This window comes from Qipengyuania sp. ABI-127-1, from assembly GCA_022953095.1.
Lineage (GTDB): Bacteria > Pseudomonadota > Alphaproteobacteria > Sphingomonadales > Sphingomonadaceae > Qipengyuania.
Window position 1 is genome coordinate 591,299 of the sequence record JALJCR010000002.1, and the last position, 21,153, is coordinate 612,451.

The window sequence follows — 21,153 nt, forward strand, 5'->3', positions numbered from 1 at the left end:
ATGAGCTATATTCTCGATCGCCTGACGTTTTTCCGCCACGCGAAGCAAGATTTCGCCGATGGGCACGGTGTGACCACCAATCAGTCGCGCGCCTGGGAAGACGGCTATCGCAAGCGCTGGCAGCACGACAAGGTCGTCCGCTCAACCCACGGGGTAAACTGCACCGGCTCGTGTTCCTGGAAGATTTACGTCAAGAACGGGATCATCACCTGGGAAACCCAGCAGACCGATTACCCGCGCACCCGCCCGGGCCTGCCCAATCACGAACCGCGCGGCTGCCCGCGCGGTGCCAGCTACAGTTGGTATCTCTATTCGGCCCAGCGGTTGAAATATCCCATGGTCCGCTCGCGCCTGCTGAAGCTGTGGCGAGAGGCGAGGGCGGTGCGCACGCCGGTCGGTGCCTGGGCCTCGATTGTGGAGGATCCGGCCAAGCGCAAAAGCTATACCGCTATCCGCGGTCATGGCGGCTTCGTTCGTTCGACCTGGGACGAGGTGAACGAAATCATCGCTTCGGCCAATGCCTATACCGCCAAGACCTATGGGCCTGACCGGGTGATCGGCTTCAGCCCGATCCCGGCTATGTCCATGGTCAGCTACGCAGCGGGTTCGCGTTACCTCTCGCTGCTCGGCGGCACCTGCATGTCGTTCTACGACTGGTATTGCGACTTGCCGCCATCCAGCCCGCAGACCTGGGGCGAGCAGACCGACGTTCCCGAAAGCGCCGACTGGTACAATTCGGGCTTCCTGATGATGTGGGGCTCCAACGTCCCGCAGACGCGCACGCCCGATGCCCATTTCATGACCGAGGCGCGTTATCGCGGGACCAAGGTCGCAGTGGTCAGCCCCGATTATGCCGAGGCGACCAAGTTCGGCGACATCTGGCTCAACCCCAAACAGGGCACCGACGCGGCGCTGGCGCTGGCGATGGGCCACGTGATCCTGCGTGAGTTCCACCTCGATCGCCAGGCCACCTATTTCGAAGATTACTGCCGCAAATATTCGGACATGCCGATGCTGGTCCGCCTTGTGCCGCAGGGCGATGGCTATGTGCCGGAGCGCCTGCTGCGCGCCAGCGACTTCGACAACTCGCTGGGCGAAGAAAACAATCCCGAATGGAAGACCGTCGCGATCGACGATGCGACGGGCAAGCCGGTGGTGCCGCTAGGTTCGGCCGGCTTCCGCTGGGGCGAAAAGGGCAAGTGGAATCTCGAGGAAAAAACCGGCGATGGCGCCGATGTCCAATTGCGTCTGTCGGCCATCATGGACGATCAGCACGACCTGGTCGTCCCGGTGGACTTTCCCTATTTCGGAAATCGCGAGCACGACCATTTCGAAGGCACCGATCATGCCAGCGTCCTGCCCCGCAATGTCCCCGTTCGCGAGATCGAGCTCGCCGACGGTAAGACGCTGGTGGCAAGCGTCTTCGACCTGTTCTGCGCCAATTACGGTCTCGATCGCGGCCTCGGCGGGGAACACGTAGCCAGCGATTATTCCGCAAACCAGCCATACACGCCCGCCTGGGCCGAGAAGATTACCGGTGTTCCGGCAGAGCAAATCGTCACCGTTGCGCGTGAATTCGCGTCCAATGCCGAAAAGACCAACGGCAAATCGATGGTCATCCTGGGGGCCGGTCTCAACCACTGGTACCACATGGACATGAATTATCGCGGCATCATCAATCTGTTGGTGATGTGTGGATGCGTCGGCCAGTCGGGTGGCGGCTGGTCGCACTATGTCGGGCAGGAGAAGTTGCGCCCGCAGACCGGCTGGCTGCCGCTCGCTTTCGGTCTCGACTGGGGCCGGCCGCCACGCCAGATGAACTCGACCAGCTTTTTCTACGCGCATACCGATCAGTGGCGTTACGAGACGCTGGATGTCGAAGACATTCTCTCGCCCACTGCGCCTGAGGGCGAATGGGATGCGAGCCTGATCGATTACAACGCGCGCGCCGAACGCATGGGCTGGTTGCCCAGTGCGCCGCAACTCAAAACCAATCCGCTGGAGGTGGCCAAGGCCGCCCGCGCGGCGGGGATGGAGCCGAAGGACTATGTCGCCAGCAAGCTGAAATCGGGCGATCTGGAGATGTCCTGTTTCGACCCCGACGATCCGGCCAACTGGCCGCGCAATATGTTTGTCTGGCGTTCCAACCTGCTCGGCTCCTCGGGCAAGGGCCACGAATATTTCCTCAAGCACCTGCTCGGCACGGCGCATGGCGTGCAGGGCAAGGATCTGGGCGAAACCGGTCGCAGCAAGCCGAAGGAAGTGCGCTGGCACGACGAGGCGCCGCAGGGCAAGCTGGACCTGCTGGTCACGCTCGATTTCCGCATGTCGACCACCTGCGTCTATTCGGACATCGTCCTGCCGACTGCTAGCTGGTACGAAAAGGACGACCTCAACACGTCCGATATGCACCCATTCATTCACCCGCTGACCGCGGCGGTGGACCCGGTGTGGGAATCGCGCAGCGACTGGGACATCTACCGCGGCATCGCAAAGAAATTCTCGGAGGTCGCTCCGGAAGTGCTGGGTGTGGAAGAGGATGTGGTCCTCGTGCCGATCCAGCATGACAGCCCGAACGAGATCGCCCAGCCCTTCGGAGTTGCGGACTGGGGCCAGGGACAGGTCGAGCCTGTCCCTGGCACAACCATGGCCAATATCGCGGTGGTGGAACGGGATTATCCCAATCTATACAAACGCTTCACTTCGCTCGGCCCGCTGATGGAAAAGCTCGGGAATGGCGGCAAGGGGATCGGCTGGAACACCGATCACGAGGTCGAGCTGCTGCGCAAGCTCAACGGCACGGTTACTGAAGACGGGCCGACGAAGGGCCTCGCCCGGATCGATAGTGCGATCGATGCCTGCGAGGTGATCCTGAGCTTGGCACCAGAAACCAATGGTGAAGTGGCGGTCAAGGCCTGGGAGGCTCTGTCGAGCAATACCGGCCGCGATCACCGGCATCTTGCCCTGCCCAAGGAAGAGGAGAAGATCCGTTTTCGCGACGTGGTCGCCCAGCCGCGAAAGATCATCTCCTCACCCACATGGTCGGGGCTGGAGAGCGAGCATGTCTGCTACAATGCCGGCTATACCAACGTCCACGAACTGATCCCGTGGCGCACGCTGACCGGGCGCCAGCAGCTCTATCAGGACCATTTGTGGATGCGCGCCTTTGGCGAAGGGTTCTGCGTCTATCGCCCGCCTATCGATACCCGGGCGATCAATCCCGTGATCCATGAGGCGAAGGATGAAAAGCACGTCGTCCTGAACTTCATCACGCCGCACCAGAAATGGGGCATTCACTCGACCTATACCGACAACCTCTTGATGCTGACGCTGTCGCGCGGCGGGCCGATCGTGTGGCTTTCCGAAGTGGACGCCGCCAAGGCGGGCCTCGTCGATAATGACTGGGTGGAAGTCTTCAATTCCAACGGCGCACTGGTCGCGCGCACGGTCGTCTCGCAGCGCATGAAGGAAGGCACGCTTTTCATGTATCACGCGCAGGAAAAAATCGTGAACGTGCCGGGCTCGCCGCTGACCGGACAGCGCGGGGGCATCCATAACAGCGTCACCCGTGCGATCCTCAAACCCACCCATATGATCGGCGGCTACGTCCAGCTCGCCTATGGCTTCAACTATTACGGTACGGTCGGATCGAACCGCGACGAATATGTCGTGGTGCGCAAGCTGTCGAAGGTCGACTGGCTCGAAGAAGCCCTTCCCGAAGGGGAGAATGCAGCATGAAAATCCGCGCACAGATCGGCAAGGTTCTGAACCTCGACAAATGCATCGGCTGCCACACTTGCTCGGTGACGTGCAAGAACGTGTGGACCAGCCGCGAGGGGATGGAATACGCTTGGTTCAACAATGTCGAAACCAAGCCGGGCATCGGTTATCCCAAGGATTGGGAAAACCAGGACCGCTGGAACGGCGGCTGGGTCCGTACTCCCTCCGGCTCGATCCGGCCCAAAATGGGCGGCAAGTGGCGGGTTCTGGCGAATATCTTCGCCAATCCCGACCTGCCCGAGATCGACGATTATTACGAACCCTTCACCTATGATTACGCGCACCTCCAGCAGTCGGGCGAAAGCAAGGCCTTTCCTACTGCGCGCCCGCGTTCGCTGGTTTCCGGCCAACGGATGGAAAAGATCGAATGGGGGCCGAACTGGGAGGAGATACTGGGTGGCGAGTTCGCCAAGCGGTCGAAGGATTACAACTTCGAAGGCGTTCAGAAGGAGATTTACGGCCAGTTCGAAAACACCTTCATGATGTATCTGCCGCGGCTGTGCGAGCACTGCCTCAACCCGACCTGCGTCGCGGCGTGCCCTTCGGGTGCGATCTACAAGCGGGAAGAAGACGGCATCGTCCTGATCGATCAGGAATCCTGCCGTGGCTGGCGCATGTGCGTGTCGGGCTGTCCGTATAAGAAGATCTACTACAACTGGAAAACCGGGAAGAGCGAGAAGTGCATCTTCTGCTATCCTCGGATCGAGGCGGGCCAGCCGACCGTATGTTCGGAAACCTGCGTCGGCCGTATCCGCTATCTCGGCGTGATGCTCTATGATGCCGACCGGATCGAAGAAGCGGCGAGTGCGGAGAATGTGGAGGACCTCTATCAGGCCCAGCTCGACATCTTCCTCGACCCCAACGATCCTGCGGTGATCGAACAGGCCCGGCGTGATGGCGTACCCGAAAACTGGCTGGAGGCCGCGCGCAAGTCGCCGATCTGGAAGATGGCGATGGAATGGAAGGTCGCCTTCCCGCTCCACCCCGAATACCGCACCCTGCCGATGGTCTGGTACGTCCCGCCGCTCTCGCCGATCAGCGCAGCGGCGGAGGCGGGAAACATCGCCACCAACAATGGCATGCCCGACATCCGCAGCTTGCGCATTCCGCTCAAATATCTCGCCAACCTGCTGACCGCTGGAGACGAAGAACCGATCGCCGACTGCCTCGAGCGCATGATCGCCATGCGCAGCTACATGCGCGCCAAAACGGTCGAGGGGGTGACCGACGAAAGTCTCGCCGAAACCGTTGGCCTGACCGGTGTGCAGATCGAGGAGATGTACAAGGTCATGGCGCTCGCCGATTACGAGGATCGTTTCGTGATCCCTTCCGGCCATCGGGAGGATTCCGAGGACATGTATGACGAGCGCGGCGCTTGCGGCTTCAGCTTCGGCAATGGCTGTTCCGGCGGGAGCACGCAGGCCAATCTGTTCGGCACTAACCCGCGCAAGAAACTGCAGACCCCGACGGAGGTGTTCTGATGAAGGCCCTGCATTTGTTTTCGCTGCTGCTGCAATATCCGACGCTGGAAATGGTGTCGGCTCTGGACGAGCTGGAGTCCCGGCTCGCGGCCGATCCGGCCTTGCCGCCCGACACGCGGAAACGGCTCGCCCCCCTAATTGCCCGGCTGTCCGATCAGGACATCTATGCGGCGCAGGAAAACTATGTCGAACTGTTCGACCGGGGCCGGGCGCTGAGTCTGCACCTGTTCGAGCACGTCCATGGCGAAAGCCGAGACCGGGGCCAGGCCATGGTCGATCTGCGCGAACGCTATGTCGCAGCCGGGCTCGACCCGGTGGCAAACGAACTACCGGACTACCTCCCGCTGTTCCTCGACTATTGTTCGACCCTGGCCGAGGATTCCGCGCGCGAGGCACTTTCCGAACCGGGCATCGTCCTGGTGGCGCTGGCCGCGCGACTGGCCGATCGCGAATCCGACTATGCGCCGGTCTTCGCGCTGCTGTGCGACATTGCCGGTGTCGAGATGGATGAGGAAGCAGCCAATTCACTGCCGCCACCCGAGGACCCCGAGACCCTGCCCGAGCTGGATGCGCAGTGGGAAGAGGAGGAAGTCCGCTTCACCAACGAACTGCCCGATCCCAATGCTGCCTGCCCGCAGGCGAGCGCGATGATACGCCGCATTCTTGAGCCCGAAGGCGGTGCGCCGAGAGGAGGAACCGAGTCATGAATACCTATCTCAACCACCTGCTGTTCGGCATTTATCCCTATATCGCCCTTGCCACCATGGTGGTGGGCACGATCATCCGCTTCGAACGCGAACCCTATTCCTGGCGAGCCAGTTCGAGCCAATTGCTCAGGCGCAAGCAGCTCGTTCTGGGATCGATCCTGTTCCATACGGGCGTGCTGTTCGTGCTGTTCGGCCACATCGTCGGCCTGCTGGTGCCGATATGGGTCTTCGATTCGCTGGCAGTAAAGCATGAATGGAAGCAGGCTCTGGCGGTCTATGGTGGCGGGACTGCGGGTCTGGTTTCCTTCATCGGCGCCTCGATGCTGCTTCACCGCCGCCTGTTCGATTCCCGAATCCGCGTGAATTCCGCCTTTGCCGACACTGCCATTCTGGTGTTGCTCTGGGTTCAGCTTGCTCTCGGCCTGGCCACCGTGCCGATTTCGCTTGGCCATATGGATGGCGAACAGATGGTCAAGTTCATGGCCTGGGCGAACGGCATCTTCACCTTCAATCCCACGGCCTCGTTGTGGATCGATGGAGCACACTGGATCTTCCGCACCCACATCTTCCTTGGCCTGACGATTTTCCTGGTTTTCCCGTTCACGCGCTTGCCCCACATGCTCTCGGTGCCGGTGCGCTATATCTGGCGAGGCGGTTATCAGATCGTGCGCAGCCGTCGGAGCCTGATCAATGGTTGACCAGATTGAAAAGGACGCAGTCTGTGTCGGAGGGGAGGTTATCTCTGCCGATCGGATTGCCGCAGAAATGCAGAACCACCCTGCCGACGATGCGGAGGCTGCCTGGAAAGCGGCGGCGAGGGCACTTGTAGTGCGCGAACTGCTGCTCGGCGAAGCGCGGCGCTTGGGTATCGAGCCGGAAGAGACGAGCGACCACCGTGGTCGTAAGATGACCGAGGAAGATGCCCTGGTCGAGACGCTGATCGAACGTGAAGTCAGCGTCCCGGTAGCGACCGAGGCCGAGGCGCGCCGGTTCTACGAAACGCATCCGGACCGCTTCACCAGCGAACCGTTGGTGGAGGCGGAGCATATCCTCTTCTCAGCCTCGCCCGACGATGCGATCGCCTGGAACATAGCGCTGAGCGATGCACGCGGACTGATACGGCAGCTCAGGGACGATCCGGACCGTTTTGTCGAACTTGCCCGGACGCATTCGGCTTGTCCCTCGCGCGAACAAGGGGGCAATCTCGGCCAGATCGGCCCGGGTCAGACCGTGCCGGAGTTCGAAGAGGCGCTTTTAGCTCTCGGCGAGGGCGAATTTTGCGCCGAGCCGGTATGCACACCCTATGGCGTGCACATCGTGCGGACAGGGCGCAAGGTGGAAGCCCGGCAGCTTCCTTTCGAGGCGGTCGATGCCTCGATCCGCGCCTATTTGGAGGAATCCTCGCTGAGGCGCGCCATGGCACAATACCTTGCGATCCTTGCATCGCAGGCCGATATTCGGGGCGTTGCACTTCCGGCCAGCGAGGGACCGCTTGTCCAATGACTATCGATCGCCCACGCGATTACCTCCCGCTCGCCGAAGCGCGCGGCCCGCGCTTGCGCGACGGTTTGGGGCGCCGGTTCGAATATCTGAGGTTGTCGCTCACCGACGTATGCAACTTCCGCTGCAGCTATTGTCTGCCTGATGGATATCGTCGGCCGTGCGGCAGGCCGGCCGAACTTACAGTCGACGAAATCGAGCGCGCCGTGCGGGCCTTTGCCGAACTGGGGCTGTGGAAGGTGCGGCTGACCGGTGGCGAGCCGACCATCCGGCGCGATTTCGAGGATGTAGCGCGTGCTGTCTCCGCTGTATCGGGTATCCGCCGTGTGGCCATGACCACCAATGGCTATCGCCTCGCCGAAAGGGCGCAGCGCTGGCGTGAGGCGGGGGTCGATGCGCTCAATATCAGCGTCGATACTCTCGATCCGGAACGGTTCCTGGCCATCACCGGTCATGATCGATTGGGTGAAGTGCTCGCCGGTATCGACGCGGCTCGCGATGCTGGCTTTTCCAGTATCAAGCTCAATGCCGTGCTGATGCGGGGGGTCAACGACGATGAGCTCGAGGCGATGATCCGCTTCGTCACCGCTCGCGATCTCTCGCTACGCTTCATCGAAGTCATGCGGACCAATGACAATGCGGAGTTCTTCGCTGAGCGGCACGTGCCGGGTGAAAGCGTCGTCGAACAATTGCAAGCGGCAGGCTGGCAACGCCTTCCGCGTGAAGACGGCGCCGGGCCAGCGGTCGAGTTCGGCCACCCCGAAGCGCGTGGACGGATCGGCATCATCGCACCCTATGCCAAGGATTTCTGCGCCGACTGCAACCGACTTCGCCTAGGTTCCGATGGCAGGTTCCACCTGTGTCTGTTCGGCGATGGCGGGTTCGATCTGCGCGACCTTCTGCAGTCGGACAGCCAGCAGGACGAACTCGTTGCGCGCATTGTCGCCCTGACGAAAGGCAAGGCCCCGGGGCACCGCCTGCACCAGGGAAATAGCGGCGCGACACCCCATCTCGCATCCATCGGAGGTTAGCGTGACGACTGCGGATGAGGCAAAAACCGTGCTGGAACTGGAACTGTGCGGGAAGCTCGCCGATGTCGGCGGAGCATTTGTGAAGACCGTCATTCCCGCAGAGGGATGCAGCGTCGCCGAACTGTTCGTTATGGTGGCGCGGCAACACCCGGCGCTAGCGCCATCGCTTGGCGGAGGCCGGATCAGGGCCTGTGTCAACGAGGCAGTCGTCGCACCCAATGCGCGCGTTATGCCGGGGGACGAGGTGGCCCTGTTTCCCCCGGTTTCGGGCGGATGAGCGCACGGGTTACCCTTGCCACGGAAGCCTTCGACCCTGCGGAGCTGCTTGGCACGTTCTCGCGCGAGCTTGCGGGGGAAGGGGCAGTCGTCAGCTTCACCGGCCATGCGCGAGACAGGGCTAAGGATGGCGCATTGGTCGATGCGCTGGTTCTGGAGAGCTACCGTGGCGTTACACTCGCCTCGATGGAAGACATCGCCGCCGATGCGATGGCGCGCTTCGATGTCACGCGTTGCCGGGTGGTTCACCGGGCGGGCCGTATCTTGCCCGGCGAAGCCATCGTTTTCGTCGCCACCGCTTCGGCCCATCGCCGCTCCGCGTTCGAAGCTGCGGACTATCTCATGGACCGGCTCAAGACCGAAGCGGTGTTCTGGAAACGCGAGGAAGCCCCGCTGGGACGCCGATGGATCGAGCCGCGCGAAAGCGATCATGAAGATGCCCGCCGCTGGCATCCGTGAACAGGAATGACAATGCCAGGAATAGATGAGAGCCTGCCCTTCCATCCGCTGAAGATCGCAGTGCTGACGGTGTCGGATACCCGCACCGCTGAAACTGACACATCGGGAGGATTGCTCGCCTCTCGTTTGGTAGAGGCGGGGCACGAACTGGTAGCGCGGGCGATCGTGAAGGACGATGTCGAAGCGATCCGAGCGCGGGTACGGGCCTGGATCGATGATCCCGATGTGGAAATCGTGCTGAGCACGGGAGGTACCGGCTTCACACCGCGCGATGTAACGCCGGAGGCGGTCATGCCTTTGCTGCGCCGGGTGATGGACGGGTTCAGTGTAGTCTTCCATCAGGTCAGCATGGGCACGATCGGGGTTTCAACTCTGCAATCACGCGCCTTTGCGGGGCAGGCGGGTGACAGCTTCGTTTTCTGCGTGCCCGGTTCTACCGGCGCCTGTCGCGACGCCTGGGACCTGGTGCTACGCTATGAGCTCGATAGCCGCTACCGTCCCTGTTCAATAGCAGGGCAATTGCCGCGGTTGAGGGAGGTATGCGCATGAATGGTCTGTCTCATTTGGACGATCAGGGCCGGGCGCGCATGGTCGATGTCGGCGATAAGGCCGTCACGGCCCGCCGGGCGCGGGCTCGGGGCGAGCTACGATGTGCCGCCGCGACGCTCGAGCTGGTCAGGGCGGGAAGGACGCCCAAGGGCAGCGTGATTTCAACTGCCGAACTTGCCGGTGTGATGGCGGCCAAGCGTACGGCGGATTTGATTCCCCTGTGCCACCCGTTGGCTCTGTCGCAGGTCGATGTCGCGATCGCAGTGGAAGATGCGCTACCGGGCTTTTCTGTCGTCGCGACTGTGAGGACCGAGGGGCGCACCGGGGTCGAAATGGAAGCGCTGACCGCAGTCTCGGTCGCCTGCCTCACCCTGTTCGACATGCTCAAGGCAGTCGACCGGACAATGACGATCGGTGCGATCCGTGTGACAGCCAAGGAAGGGGGCAAGTCGGGCGCATGGGAGCCGAAATGATCCCCTTCGCAGAAGCACTGGCGCGGATAGCAGACCATGTCGTGCCGCTGGGGACGGAAACAGTCCCGCTGGCCGAGGCAAGCGGGCGCAGGCTCGCGTGCGATCTGACGGCCCGCTGCGCCGCGCCGCGCGCTCCGGTATCGGCGATGGACGGATATGCCGTGATCGAGGCAGCGACGCAGCCGGGTTGCGCTATCGCTGTTATTGGGGAAGCGATCGCCGGGCGGCGCTATGAGGGGCGCGTGGGCGAGGGCGAGGCGGTGCGCATCTTTACCGGCGCCCCGATGCCCGAGGGCAGCGACTATGTGATTATGCAGGAGTATGCGACCCGCACCGGCGATAGCGTGACTTTCGCCGAAGGGTACGGTCCGGCAGGGCATGTCCGCGCCATGGGTAGCGATTTCGCTGCGGGCGATATGCTCGTTCCTGCCGGCACCTTGCTGAATGCGCGGGCCATGATCGGTGCCGCGGCGTCCGATGTCGCTGAAGTTGAGGTGGCGCTGCGTCCGCGCGTGGCAATCATCGGCACGGGCGACGAGCTTGCAGTGCCCGGCTCGGCTCATGCGGTGCGCGATGCGATCCCCGAAAGCGTGAGCTATGGCGTTGCCGCATTGGTCGAGGAAGCAGGCGGTTGCGTAGTGCACCGGGCGAGGTGCCCGGACGATCTCGATGCGCTCACTCGTGCGGCGGGCGAGGCGCTGGAGTGCGCTGATCTTGTCATCGTCACGGGGGGCGCATCGGTCGGAGACCGCGATTTCGCTAAGCCCATGTTCGAGCCGCACGGTCTTTCGGTGATTGTCCCCAAGGTGGCGATGAAACCGGGCAAACCGGTCTGGCTGGGAAAGGCGCGGGAGAAAATCGTGCTTGGCCTGCCGGGGAATCCGACCTCGGCCATGGTTACAGGGGCGCTGTTTTTGCGCCCGATCTTCCAGGCGCTGGGCGGGGCGACTGTGTCCCATCGTTGGCACAGCCTGCCTCTTGCCGCACCGCTGAAGGCAACTGGCGGGCGAGAGACGTTTATCCGCGCGCGTTTCAATGAAGGCGGACTGGTTCCCATCGGCAACCAGGACAGTGGTGCACAAGCAGCTTTGCTGAAAGCCGACTGGCTGATCCGGTGCCCGCCGGAACAAGCGGCTCTTGCGCCGGGATCGACCGTTACCGCCGTGTCCTTCTGAACCGCCGCTCTGCTTCTTCCAAGGCCACCGGGTCGTTGACGTTGAAAAAGGGATCGCAAGCGGGTTCGGTCTCCCATTCGACGCTCACTGCATTCACGCGATGCGCAAACCCCCTCAGCGATTGCCCGCCTTTTGCCAGATACTCCGCCAGCGCGCCGCGATCCGCGCGCCAGAGCGTGGCCAGCGGCTGATCGCGCCCGAGGCTTGTCGGCATCGCAGCACCGCCATCGCCGATGGCGGCTGACAGGCGCGCAACGAGGTTGTTGGGAAGGAAAGGCTGGTCGCAGCCTATCACCAGAACATGCTCGCGTTTTGTTGCCAGGGCAAAATCGAAGGCGCTCGCCAAAGCGCTGATGGGGCCAATTCCGGTATGGCGGTCGATCAGCAGGGGCAGGCTTTCATCGAACAACTGACCGGCCTCGCGAACAGCGAGTGCGACGTGATCTGACCGGGCCGTGGCCCAGTCACACGCATGTCTGAGGAGTGTTGCCCCACCCAGCATGCGCAGCGGTTTGGAACCGCCCATGCGCTTTCCCAGCCCGCCGCAAGCGATGACGATACCCGGTTTTACCATCTGATATCAGAGATCCGCTTCATGCCATGCAGACTTTCCCGTGTGACAGGCGATTGGTGTGGTTAATCGTTCCGCACCCGGTTTCGGGATTGAAAGGCGAAGGAATATGACTTCCCTATCGAGGCCGTCTTCCTGATTGTCCTCGCCATATAGACGCATATCTAAGGACCAGAAACACTCTAGCGCGGCAGATCGAGACCATTCCTTACGGTCGGCTAGTAGTTTCCCTAGAGGTTGCTTTACCACGAGTTTCTGAGGTGCTGACATATGCAGACCGGATAGGAGAACCGGGTGACGGCTTTGCAGTGCATCGACAGACTAATCGGCTTCGAATCCGATAATGCGATTGCTGTGGAATTCGGTCGCGAGCGCATTAGGTCGGTGCGCAAGATCATACATCTTTACTATCTTGCGATCCTTGCTCCTTTCGCAGTGGTTGCCTGGATCAAATGGGACCATTTGGCCACCAAGCTGGTCGGCGCGATTCTTCTACTAGCGGTACTCCTGCGCTTTCGTCACTGGATGTATGCGCTGCCTCCGGGAAAATCAGAGGACGTAAATCCCATAACCGCGCGGGTGACAGGCGGAATGGTGGTTCTCCTGTCCTGCGCGCAGAGTTATTTCTATTTGTCGATCGCATTCGCCAGCGCTGCTGCATCGCCGCAGGGTATAGAATGGTTGCAGATTCTGGGCCTTGGGCTCCTCACCGCCCTGGTTCAAGGTGCTGCCCTCACCGGGATAATTTTCGCATCGAGAGTGATTTTCTTCTGTTTCGTGTTGCCGCTGGTGTTGGCTGTCCTCTACCTTTTTGCGGCTGAAAACCTGGCGGCTTCCTCGGCGGTGGTCGTGCTCACTGCGCTCAGTTTCTACCTCGCGGAGTCCAGCCACAAGGTGCAGCTGCGGCTGTTCAAGGCGCAGTACGATGCGGATCATGCGCTTTTGCGGATGGAAAAGATCAACCTCGAACTGACGGATGCGCGCAGGAATGTTCAGCACCGGGCAGAGTATGACGATCTTACTGGGGTGAGAAACCGGTTCGCCTTCATCCGCGATGTGGAAGAGATACTGGCTGACGGACACTGCGGGCTACTGGCTCTGGTCGATCTCGACCGGTTCAAGCCGATCAACGATCTCTACGGCCATCACGCCGGTGATCAAGTGCTGCGCTATGTTGCCCGGCGATTGCAGCGTGTCGTGCCGCCCCACGCTATCGTGGGGCGCTTGGGTGGAGACGAATTCGGATTGTTCGTCAGCGGTCCCGATTGCGTGAAAGAAATGTTGAGCCTGGTAGCGATGTGCGACCGGGCGCTCGATCATTTGCGCAGGCCCATCCGGCTGTCGAACACTGTGGTCAGGGTGGGAGCAAGTGCGGGCGCTCGCCTTGTCGCATCGGGCACGACCGATGTCGGTCAGGCGCTGCGCGAGGCTGACGTGGCCCTGTATGTTGCCAAACGCGAAGGTGACGAGACAACCACGCTTTTCGATCAGAAAATCAGCGACGAAACCTTGCGTACCCACGCTATCGAGGCTGAGCTGATAAAGCTGGACTCGGACGAGTGCCTGTCGCTCGCTTACCAGCCGATCGTCAATCTCCGGACGGGCGAGCTGGCGTCGTTCGAAGCGCTTGCCAGATGGTACCACCCCACGCTGGGTGAAGTTTCGCCGGTACAGTTCATTCCGATAGCCGAGAGGCTTGGCCAGATACGGGAAATAACGCTCACTTTGCTGGAAAAAGCGTTGGAATTCGCCGCAGATTGGCAACCACCATGCCGGTTATCCTTCAACCTGAGTGCCGCGCATATTTGCAGCGAGGGCGCGGCCGACGAAATCGTGGCGCTCATCTCCCGCAAGCAATTTCCGTCCAGCCGCTTGCAGTTCGAGATTACCGAAACGGCCATGTTGGTGAATTTCGAGGTTGCTCGAAAAAACGTTGAAATCCTGCGCCGCGCCGGATGCAGGATTGCGCTCGATGATTTCGGTGCCGGTTTCGCCTCGCTGGTCTATCTGCGCGAAATCAAGTTCGACAAAGTAAAGATAGATGGTTCGCTGATCCGGGAAGCGCGGCATCCCAAGGGGCGCGACATGCTTCGCGGCGTGATCAAGATGATCGAGGCGATGAAGCTGGAAAGCGTTGCCGAATACATCGCTACGGCGGAAGACCATGAGACGGCGCTGAATTTGGGCGCGGGATTTGGCCAGGGTTTCTACCTCGGTCGCCCTCTATCCCGGGGCGGAGTGCTCGATTTGCTGCGGCAGCACCGATCGCGCTCATCGGGCAATATGGACAGTCTCCTAGGCCACCATGCAAGCGGGCGGGGTACGCTCAAAACCGACGGCATGGGCAGCATGCGATCGCTTCCTGTCCCGGCAAACAGCTAGCAAGTCCACAGCCCACGCCAAGCATTGGCGTTCGGGTTTCAGTTTGCAGCCAGTGCCGCCCAGGTCTTTTCGCCGACCAGGCCATCGGCGGAAAGGTCTTTCGATTTCTGAAAAGCGATCACCGCCCGTCTGGTAATCGGACCGAAATAGCCGTCGGCGAGAATATGCAGGAGGTTCTGCACCGCGCGGACCGGGTCTCCCCGATCTCCTTGACGCAGCAACGGGCGTGCGGAGGGCGCATGTGGGTCGCTCGCGGCATGGAAGCGATAGGAAGCTTCGAGCTTCTCGTCATATCTGTTGGCGCGATATGCCGGGCCGTTGTAGCCGCGTGCGAATTGCGCCCAGTCACGGCGAATGAGCGCGGCGTCCAGCTTGCTCGACTTCACCAAAGCGACGAATGCGCGGAGCTGAGCAGGCTCGCCCGAGACCATGGCGGAAACGAAATCTTCGACATCGTCGAAGCCGCATATGCGATAATTATCGCCCATGATCTGGAAGGCCCCCCAACTTGCCGATCGCAACGCCGCGTCGCGATCGAGGTCGATTGCCTGGGCAAGTCGGTCGTATTCCTTCCTCCCTCCCTTATATCCGCCCGGGCCTGGCTGCGAAATGGCCGGATGCGAACGGTCGTACCGGCGTTTCGTCAGGCGCGAGAAATAATGTCTCTCGAAAAGGATCTTCGGGCGCTTGTCGGCAAGGAAACCGCCGCGGCTTTCGACATCGATCACCGCGCGTACGGCCGCGACCCGGCAGCCGATGTCGCGAGCGGCCTTCTCTATGGCTTCGTCATCGAGTGGCGATGCCGGGCCGACAAATTGCAAGGACATGGCTTTTCTCCATCCAGCATGTGTCCGAGACGACCGGCCGTGAGGCAAATGCCCATCCGGTTCATCTCAGTGCGACTCGTGATGACGCCCCTTCGGCGTGTAGGAAAGCGGCCCGATCGCCTGGCATGGTTTCCGAGGGCGCGGCTGGATCATCTTGCAAGAACCGGTCGCATTTCCTCCAGGCGATTGCGCGATGATGGGTGAGCTTTCCCGGCTCGAAGTTTCGCCAGGAACCGACGACGCACTGCCAGGTTCATCGTCGGGGGCGCGATGTGAACAGCCCGGATCACATCAAGCGACGTTCCAGATAGCGATATCGTCACCGTTCCGGTGGATCGTTCCACTCGTTCCGACAGGCTCCGCCTTTCCATCGGTGAAGAAGGCGATCGTCTCCACATCGTCGGCGGAAATGCGGGCAAGGGTTCGAGCCCCTTCGGGTGTCCGTGCGATGACGACGCCCGATCGCGGCGCTCCACTGCGATCGTAATGCACCGTATAGGTTTCGACGGTGGCGGGGCCGCTATAGTGCTCATCGAGAGACGGTATCTCTCTGCGCCTTCGGTCCGCCTCTGCTTGGTAATCGAAATCCTGCGGGAATTGCGCGTCGGTGGGACACCCGGACAGCAGGATCGTATGGTTGTGCGTGGCATAGCCGCCATTGGCGAATAACAGGCCCTTATCCGTCGTTCCGCGAAGGGCCTCGACCATCGCGGCGACGGCGTGGCTCATATAATTGCCGATCGGCCCGCCACCGAAAGTGAGCCCGCCGAAGACTGTGGCCGACTTGTCGACCGGCCATCCGAGGACGCGGCGCGCCATCTTCGGCACGCAGGGAAAACAGCTATAGAGTTCGACATGCGCGAGATCGCCGACCGTGACAGCGTTCAGTTCCATCGTTTTCTCCAGCGAGACCACCAGGCTGGGCGATGCATCGTAGCGATCACGTTCGAGAAAATTGCCGCTTTCGTGCGCGGCTGCGCCGTAACCGACATGGACAAGACGATCGCTCGCGATTCCCCGGCGTTTGGCTTCCGCAAGCGAGGTCATGATGAAGCCGGCGCCTTGGTTGACCGAGGCATTGGCGACCTGCAGCTTGGTGTAGGGGAAGGCGATCGGTCGGTTGCTCTCAGTCGGCGTGACGATGTCTTCGGCCGTGACGGGGGTCCTGATCCATGCCCCTTGGTTCTCGGCCGCGACCTCACTCATTCGCGCCCATATCTGGCCGCTCTCGGCCTGCCCTTCGGCGAGGGACTGGCCATATGCGGCGCGGCCTGCATTCTCGTATAACGGATAAACATCGGTCGGAACGATCAGGCCATAGCTTTGTGCATAGCCCTTGCGCACGCGGTGCGTCGCATCGCGCAGGGCATTGGGTTTTTCGCCAGTCGCGTCCTTTTTCATGGCGGCAAGCCCGGCGGCGGTCCGGAGCGCTTCTCCGCCGGTAACGGCGCAGATTTTCGCATCCCCTCGACCGATCCGGTTGGCCGCCTCGTTCAACAGCAGGATCGGGCTGTCGCCATTGGGCATGGCGGTCTGCATGCGGTGGGACGGATCGATCCCGAGCCTGTCTGCCAGCTTTTCGTCGACGGGGTTGAGTTGCGGCCAGCCCAGCTGTGCGACCACGGCCAGCGAATCGCAATCGGCAAGCAGGCCGTGCCCGGCATCCGCATCGGCACGGCGCAGCGCTTCGGCCATCAGGCCCACAGGATCGAGGCCGTCGCCGGGCTGTTCGGGCCGGTCGTTGATCTGCCCCACGCCGACGATGACGGGAATTCTATCGGGGTCCTGATCTGGCACGTATGCTCTCCTCTCGCTGCCATGCGTAGCAAGCGAGTTTCAAGCTGCAACCGAAAGTTCAAAGAGAGCTGGCTGGGGTGGCAGGGACCTCAGCCAAGAAAATTATGGGGGTCTATCCCCTTGCCATACGTAACGGATTAAGCTATATAATGGGCTATGACGAAGCCCATCACCACCGCCCAATTCTTTCGCCTCTATCCTGACGACGAAACCTGCCTCCAGCACCTGTTCAATGTTCGCTTTGGACAGGGTTACGAATGTCCGAAATGTGAGCGTGAAAGTAAGTGGTTCCGTATCAAGGCGGAGCGCGCTTATTCCTGTCAGTGGTGTGGCCACCACCTGCACCCGACAGTCGGCACCCCGTTCGAAAAGACGCGGACCCCGCTGCAATTGTGGTTCTATGCCATCCATCTGTTCACCACCACGCGGCACGGCGTGTCGGCCAAGGAATTGGAGCGACAGCTAGGCATGACCTACAAGACCGCTTGGCGCATGGCGAAGCTGATCCGCGAACACATGACGGACGTAGATGGTGACGCGCCCGTTGGCGGCCCATTCAAGAAGGTCCAGATCGATGAGACGTTCGTTGGCGGTTATCGCCGGAACGGCATGGGCGGCAAAGGCAAGGCAGTCGTTTTCGGGATGCTCGAAAAGGGCGGCGATGTAGTCACCGAGGTTGTGGTTGATCGCAAGAGCGGCACGCTACTCCCGCATGTCGTCAAGCACGTCCTTCCCTACAGCGAGGTACATACCGATACGCTGCGCTCTTACGGCGGACTGGGCACCATCAAGGGCTACTGGCACAAACAAGTCGATCACTCGAAAGAACAATACGTTTGCCACGAAAGCGGTGCGACCGTGAATGCAATCGAAAGCTTCTGGAGCCACTTGAAGCGTTCAATCGGCGGAACGCACACCAGCGTCAGCCCGAAATACCTTGGCCTCTATACCAAGGAATTCGAGTATCGCTTCAATCGTCGCAATCGTCCGGAGACGATGCTTCCGGAACTTCTTTCGACTTTCCGGCCATTGAGCGCAGAGTAGCTTCAAAGGCATCGCGGTCGCCAATCTCGCCCTCGTGTTCGGCGATGAACTGGTCGAGTTTGCCTTGCTCTATGGCTTTACGCAGCGCCGTCATCAATTCGCCTCCGGAATTCGACAATCTGAATCCGCTTCAATTCCCCGTTCTTATAGCCCTTGCGAGCAAGAACCTCAATTTGCGCCCGGTTTTGGGCCGCTAGGGTGTAAGGGTTGCCGTCCTCTTTGAAAGTGGGATCGTCCACGTCGGCCATGAGAAACCCATCTTCTTTATCGGGATTCTCAACACTCAGGCCATTCGAGTGAAACTTGAAACCATCCGTCCGCAGCGTAATCGGCTCCAAGCCCTCCCAATCCAATTTTTGAGAGTCCCGGATAGCATCGGCGCCCGTCTTATCAACTTCAACAGCGGGGGGCATTACCAGCTAGAAACGAAGCCTCGCTTACAGAGCGACCGACCGGAGCAACGTAATTCTGCGCAGCCGCGCCACTACCGTCAATTGCACGGCGAAGCATGTCTCGCATACCCTCGCGCTCGACGTGTTGGCGCTCATCCTTACGATCCAACGCGCTTAGCGAGTCCCTGTGCATCTGCGTCATGCCCTCTATCGTGTCATGATGCATCTCAGCCATTTTCGTGATCGCTAACTCCACCGCGGAATCCTTTCCTCGGAACCGATCAAGGACCGCCCCGACCTAGTAAGCAACGACCTCCGGTCCAATTGCCTGGAGCACCGGAACACCGACCGCCAGCGCGTCCGAAAGCTCCTGAAAGAAAGCTGGGTTTGTATAGGAACCCGCTTCCGGTTCTTTGACTTTGAGTACCAAGCCGGCTCGATCACCACGCTTGGGAAGACGCTCTTCGGTAATGATGATGAGAATGTCTGAAACCATGCGGTCCAGTCCTTGCAAGGACTGGCCGTAGAGCTTTGCGTCGATTGCGTTTCTAGATGCGTCGCCACCATCGTAACTTATCAAAATGTCTGGATTAGACATACCCGATCCCCCTGATAGGCAGGTCGGCATGCGATAGGGCGTGCTACATTTGAGTCAAGCGTTACCTATGCGGAGGGGATACACCCCCGCAAAAACGATGACTGTCCAACGACGATCCGCCTTACGCACAATACTGAGCGCGCTCGAAGCCTGTTCTAACGCATCGGCAACAGCTCGGCGCGCTGTACCAAATCTTCGCTGCAGCCTTCGCCTCGCTCCTGACGATAGGCGAGTGGCAAAATCGAAAGCGCGCAGGGCGGCGCCCTCAGCCGCGCAATCGTGCAGCTCCGCGTGAAGGGCTTCAACGATCCACCACGCTGCGGTCCTACCTTCAAGATCGAAGCCAGACAGGTCCGTGGCACCGTCCAGAACCCAGGCAACACCTTCCGCATATCCGAACCTGTCCTCATTTCCGCGCGGGGAGGCTGCTTCGGTGATCGCCTGTATCATGCCGCAGCTGGCTGCTCGCGCCGTTCTGTCGAGTGGTCAGTTTTCTGTTTGTTGCCCATGATTGCCACAAGGAATGCCAGTGCAGAGCCGATCACCAGTTTCCAGGTAAACGCAAGCGATGTTACACTTTCAGGCACCCCGACCATACCACCGATTGCCGCTTCGCCTGCCACCATGGCGACAAAGCCGATCACCAACGCCCAGACAATCGACGCCTCGCTACCGCGGCTGGTGAAGACGGCTGCGGCAAACACGCCAAGCAAGCCTGCATAGGCGAACACCATCACCTGCAACGCGAATTCAAGCAGAGGAAGATCGGCGGAACGCTGCCAGAAGAAACACACCACTGCCATCAGACCGAGGATAATCGCGATCGCCATCATCGCGACGCGACCTGCAGTGACGGTCTGTTCGTCGGAAAGCTGGCCAGCCCAGGGTTTGTAGAAATCGGCGACCACGACCGAGCTCATCGAGCTCAGACCGGATGTTAGCGTGGATACAGCCGCGGCAACGACCGCCGCTCCGCACAGACCGCGCACTCCGTCGGGCAACTCGGTCAGGATATAGCGCATGAATACTGTCACGCTGTTGAGGTCCGCGTCCGCTCCAGCCAATCCAGTCAGATCGCCGCGATCGTAGAAGATATGCAGCAATTGCCCGATGCTCAGAAACACGAAGATGATGGGCAGCGCGCCGATCGATGACCAGAACAGCGCCCAGCCAGCGTGCCGCGAGCTCTTGGCGGCCAAAAGACGCTGCGTAGTGTCCTGATCGAGCCCGAAATTGCCGATGTTGAGCAGCATCAGTCCAGTAAAGGCGGCCGGAATCGTAAAAGGATCGTTGAGCGCCAGTGAAAAATCGAAAATTGTCAGCTTGCTCGGGCCAGACGGCGGCGCATCGAGCGCCGAGAGGACTTCGGCGAAACCGAGGTCGAGCCGGATGTAGAGCGCGATAAGCACTACAAATGCAGCCCCTGCATAGACGACAAGCTGTACAGCGTCGCTGGCGATGACCGAACGAAGGCCGCCCATGAGGCAAAGCGCGAGGCTAAGGATGACGATGATAACGGTCGCGAATGCAATGGCCGAAAAATCGGTCCGCATGAAGAGTATCATCGCGACAGCGAGAGCCGCCATGAATAGACGGGCGCCATTGGCGAAGATCCTCCCGACAAGATACATCGCCGAGGTGCTGCGCAAAGCAAGCTTGCCGTAGCGCTGATCGAGAAGTTCGTAGACCGTCGTGACATTGAGCGCATAGAAGCGCGGAAGCAGGACGGTTGCCACAACCAGGCTCGCAAGCACGGCGCCAAGCGATCCGGCGAGATAGGTATAGTCGGCGCGATATCCGAAATCCGGGCCGCCGAGGAAAGTTGCTGCGGATTGGGTGGTCGCAAGCACCGAAAACGCGATCAGCCAGCCGGGCATCTGACCGTCGGCAAGAAAGTATTCGCGGGCGGATCGTGCTCCCCTTCTTGAAAGGTACCAACCCAGCGCCGCGTTGCCGAGCAGGTATATCGCGACCACTATCCAGTCGATCGTTCCGAAACCCGATGACATTGGCATGGGAGAGCCCCTCCTCAGGAAGTCCGGATACGTCACCTCCCAAAAGCGGGAGCTCGGATCGGGCGGACTAGAGCCCGCCGGATCGTGAAGTCAACG

19 protein-coding genes are annotated in these 21,153 nt (G+C 60.8%); 13 read left to right on the forward strand and 6 right to left on the reverse strand.

Features of this window, described 5'->3' with window-relative positions:
* The 11 genes from MUY37_RS12350 to MUY37_RS12400 are packed head-to-tail and all read left to right on the forward strand — an operon-like array spanning window position 1 to window position 11,431.
* Complete coding sequence (locus MUY37_RS12350; RefSeq protein WP_499195640.1) at window positions 1-3,738, forward strand: nitrate reductase subunit alpha; 3,738 nt, start codon at window positions 1-3, stop codon at window positions 3,736-3,738.
* On the forward strand, window positions 3,735-5,261 hold the full coding sequence (gene narH / locus MUY37_RS12355; protein WP_499195641.1) for a nitrate reductase subunit beta: 1,527 nt from the start codon (window positions 3,735-3,737) through the stop codon (window positions 5,259-5,261). Before MUY37_RS12350 ends, narH begins: the two co-directional genes overlap by 4 nt.
* On the forward strand, window positions 5,261-5,968 hold the full coding sequence (narJ, locus tag MUY37_RS12360) for a nitrate reductase molybdenum cofactor assembly chaperone (RefSeq protein WP_499195642.1): 708 nt from the start codon (window positions 5,261-5,263) through the stop codon (window positions 5,966-5,968). The genes narH and narJ overlap by 1 nt, the downstream gene beginning before the upstream one ends.
* Window positions 5,965-6,666 (forward strand): respiratory nitrate reductase subunit gamma, encoded by a 702-nt coding sequence (gene narI, locus MUY37_RS12365; RefSeq protein WP_499195643.1) that lies wholly within the window; start codon window positions 5,965-5,967, stop codon window positions 6,664-6,666. Before narJ ends, narI begins: the two co-directional genes overlap by 4 nt.
* A complete protein-coding gene (locus MUY37_RS12370; protein WP_499195644.1) occupies window positions 6,659-7,471 on the forward strand; it encodes a peptidylprolyl isomerase in 813 nt (270 codons plus the stop codon). The genes narI and MUY37_RS12370 overlap by 8 nt, the downstream gene beginning before the upstream one ends.
* On the forward strand, window positions 7,468-8,499 hold the full coding sequence (moaA, locus tag MUY37_RS12375) for a GTP 3',8-cyclase MoaA (RefSeq protein ID WP_499195645.1): 1,032 nt from the start codon (window positions 7,468-7,470) through the stop codon (window positions 8,497-8,499). The genes MUY37_RS12370 and moaA overlap by 4 nt, the downstream gene beginning before the upstream one ends.
* Before the next feature lies 1 nt (window position 8,500).
* Window positions 8,501-8,776, forward strand: a complete 276-nt coding sequence (locus MUY37_RS12380; RefSeq protein ID WP_499195646.1) for a MoaD/ThiS family protein — start codon at window positions 8,501-8,503, stop codon at window positions 8,774-8,776.
* Window positions 8,773-9,234 (forward strand): molybdenum cofactor biosynthesis protein MoaE, encoded by a 462-nt coding sequence (locus MUY37_RS12385; RefSeq protein WP_499195647.1) that lies wholly within the window; start codon window positions 8,773-8,775, stop codon window positions 9,232-9,234. Before MUY37_RS12380 ends, MUY37_RS12385 begins: the two co-directional genes overlap by 4 nt.
* A 12-nt stretch (window positions 9,235-9,246) precedes the next feature.
* Entirely contained in the window at window positions 9,247-9,783 is a 537-nt protein-coding gene (gene moaB, locus MUY37_RS12390) for a molybdenum cofactor biosynthesis protein B (protein WP_499195648.1), read from the forward strand.
* On the forward strand, window positions 9,780-10,256 hold the full coding sequence (gene moaC, locus MUY37_RS12395; protein WP_499195649.1) for a cyclic pyranopterin monophosphate synthase MoaC: 477 nt from the start codon (window positions 9,780-9,782) through the stop codon (window positions 10,254-10,256). The genes moaB and moaC overlap by 4 nt, the downstream gene beginning before the upstream one ends.
* Window positions 10,253-11,431 carry a molybdopterin molybdotransferase MoeA gene (locus MUY37_RS12400; protein ID WP_499195650.1) on the forward strand — a complete coding sequence of 393 codons (1,179 nt, stop codon included), beginning with the start codon at window positions 10,253-10,255 and terminating at the stop codon, window positions 11,429-11,431. Before moaC ends, MUY37_RS12400 begins: the two co-directional genes overlap by 4 nt.
* On the opposite strand, the gene mobA is transcribed toward MUY37_RS12400, so the two are convergent.
* Window positions 11,412-12,005 carry a molybdenum cofactor guanylyltransferase gene (gene mobA, locus MUY37_RS12405; protein ID WP_499195651.1) on the reverse strand — a complete coding sequence of 198 codons (594 nt, stop codon included), beginning with the start codon at window positions 12,003-12,005 and terminating at the stop codon, window positions 11,412-11,414. The two genes, MUY37_RS12400 and mobA, sit on opposite strands and share 20 nt — an antisense overlap.
* Window positions 12,006-12,386: 381 nt before the next feature.
* Here mobA and MUY37_RS12410 point away from each other — a divergent pair, with 381 nt between their 5' ends.
* On the forward strand, window positions 12,387-14,384 hold the full coding sequence (locus tag MUY37_RS12410) for a putative bifunctional diguanylate cyclase/phosphodiesterase (RefSeq protein WP_499195652.1): 1,998 nt from the start codon (window positions 12,387-12,389) through the stop codon (window positions 14,382-14,384).
* 38 nt (window positions 14,385-14,422) lie between these two features.
* Here MUY37_RS12410 and MUY37_RS12415 read toward each other — a convergent pair whose 3' ends face one another.
* Both MUY37_RS12415 and MUY37_RS12420 read right to left on the reverse strand, forming a co-directional pair.
* Entirely contained in the window at window positions 14,423-15,211 is a 789-nt protein-coding gene (locus MUY37_RS12415) for an N-acetylmuramidase domain-containing protein (RefSeq protein ID WP_499195653.1), read from the reverse strand.
* 291 nt (window positions 15,212-15,502) lie between these two features.
* Window positions 15,503-17,008, reverse strand: coding sequence for an acetyl-CoA acetyltransferase (locus MUY37_RS12420; protein WP_499195654.1), 1,506 nt, complete (start codon window positions 17,006-17,008; stop codon window positions 15,503-15,505).
* A 156-nt stretch (window positions 17,009-17,164) separates the two neighbouring features.
* Here MUY37_RS12420 and MUY37_RS12425 point away from each other — a divergent pair, with 156 nt between their 5' ends.
* Complete coding sequence (locus MUY37_RS12425) at window positions 17,165-18,052, forward strand: IS1595 family transposase (protein ID WP_499195655.1); 888 nt, start codon at window positions 17,165-17,167, stop codon at window positions 18,050-18,052.
* A 77-nt stretch (window positions 18,053-18,129) separates the two neighbouring features.
* Here MUY37_RS12425 and MUY37_RS12430 read toward each other — a convergent pair whose 3' ends face one another.
* The 3 genes from MUY37_RS12430 to MUY37_RS12440 all read right to left on the reverse strand — a co-directional run bounded on the left by MUY37_RS12430 (window position 18,130) and on the right by MUY37_RS12440 (window position 21,057).
* Entirely contained in the window at window positions 18,130-18,465 is a 336-nt protein-coding gene (locus MUY37_RS12430) for a DUF7947 five-stranded beta-barrel domain-containing protein (protein WP_499195656.1), read from the reverse strand.
* Between the two features lie 277 nt (window positions 18,466-18,742).
* Window positions 18,743-19,042: a DUF7946 domain-containing protein gene (locus MUY37_RS12435; RefSeq protein ID WP_499195657.1), complete on the reverse strand. Its 300-nt coding sequence runs from the start codon at window positions 19,040-19,042 to the stop codon at window positions 18,743-18,745.
* Window positions 19,043-19,488: 446 nt separating this feature from the next.
* Window positions 19,489-21,057 (reverse strand): sodium:solute symporter family transporter, encoded by a 1,569-nt coding sequence (locus MUY37_RS12440; protein WP_499195658.1) that lies wholly within the window; start codon window positions 21,055-21,057, stop codon window positions 19,489-19,491.
* Window positions 21,058-21,153: the final 96 nt, after the last annotated feature.

Bases quoted from the DNA above. Each gene is read 5' to 3' on its own strand.
- mobA (WP_499195651.1), bottom strand. From the start codon at position 12,005: ATGGTAAAACCGGGTATCGTCATCGCTTGCGGCGGGCTGGGAAAGCGC.
- MUY37_RS12385 (WP_499195647.1), top strand. From the start codon at position 8,773: ATGAGCGCACGGGTTACCCTTGCCACGGAAGCCTTCGACCCTGCGGAG.
- MUY37_RS12370 (WP_499195644.1), top strand. From the start codon at position 6,659: ATGGTTGACCAGATTGAAAAGGACGCAGTCTGTGTCGGAGGGGAGGTT.
- MUY37_RS12440 (WP_499195658.1), bottom strand. From the start codon at position 21,057: ATGCCAATGTCATCGGGTTTCGGAACGATCGACTGGATAGTGGTCGCG.
- moaA (WP_499195645.1), top strand. From the start codon at position 7,468: ATGACTATCGATCGCCCACGCGATTACCTCCCGCTCGCCGAAGCGCGC.
- MUY37_RS12415 (WP_499195653.1), bottom strand. From the start codon at position 15,211: ATGTCCTTGCAATTTGTCGGCCCGGCATCGCCACTCGATGACGAAGCC.
- MUY37_RS12425 (WP_499195655.1), top strand. From the start codon at position 17,165: ATGACGAAGCCCATCACCACCGCCCAATTCTTTCGCCTCTATCCTGAC.
- MUY37_RS12350 (WP_499195640.1), top strand. From the start codon at position 1: ATGAGCTATATTCTCGATCGCCTGACGTTTTTCCGCCACGCGAAGCAA.
- narI (WP_499195643.1), top strand. From the start codon at position 5,965: ATGAATACCTATCTCAACCACCTGCTGTTCGGCATTTATCCCTATATC.
- narJ (WP_499195642.1), top strand. From the start codon at position 5,261: ATGAAGGCCCTGCATTTGTTTTCGCTGCTGCTGCAATATCCGACGCTG.
- narH (WP_499195641.1), top strand. From the start codon at position 3,735: ATGAAAATCCGCGCACAGATCGGCAAGGTTCTGAACCTCGACAAATGC.
- MUY37_RS12430 (WP_499195656.1), bottom strand. From the start codon at position 18,465: ATGCCCCCCGCTGTTGAAGTTGATAAGACGGGCGCCGATGCTATCCGG.
- moaB (WP_499195648.1), top strand. From the start codon at position 9,247: ATGCCAGGAATAGATGAGAGCCTGCCCTTCCATCCGCTGAAGATCGCA.
- MUY37_RS12400 (WP_499195650.1), top strand. From the start codon at position 10,253: ATGATCCCCTTCGCAGAAGCACTGGCGCGGATAGCAGACCATGTCGTG.
- moaC (WP_499195649.1), top strand. From the start codon at position 9,780: ATGAATGGTCTGTCTCATTTGGACGATCAGGGCCGGGCGCGCATGGTC.
- MUY37_RS12435 (WP_499195657.1), bottom strand. From the start codon at position 19,042: ATGTCTAATCCAGACATTTTGATAAGTTACGATGGTGGCGACGCATCT.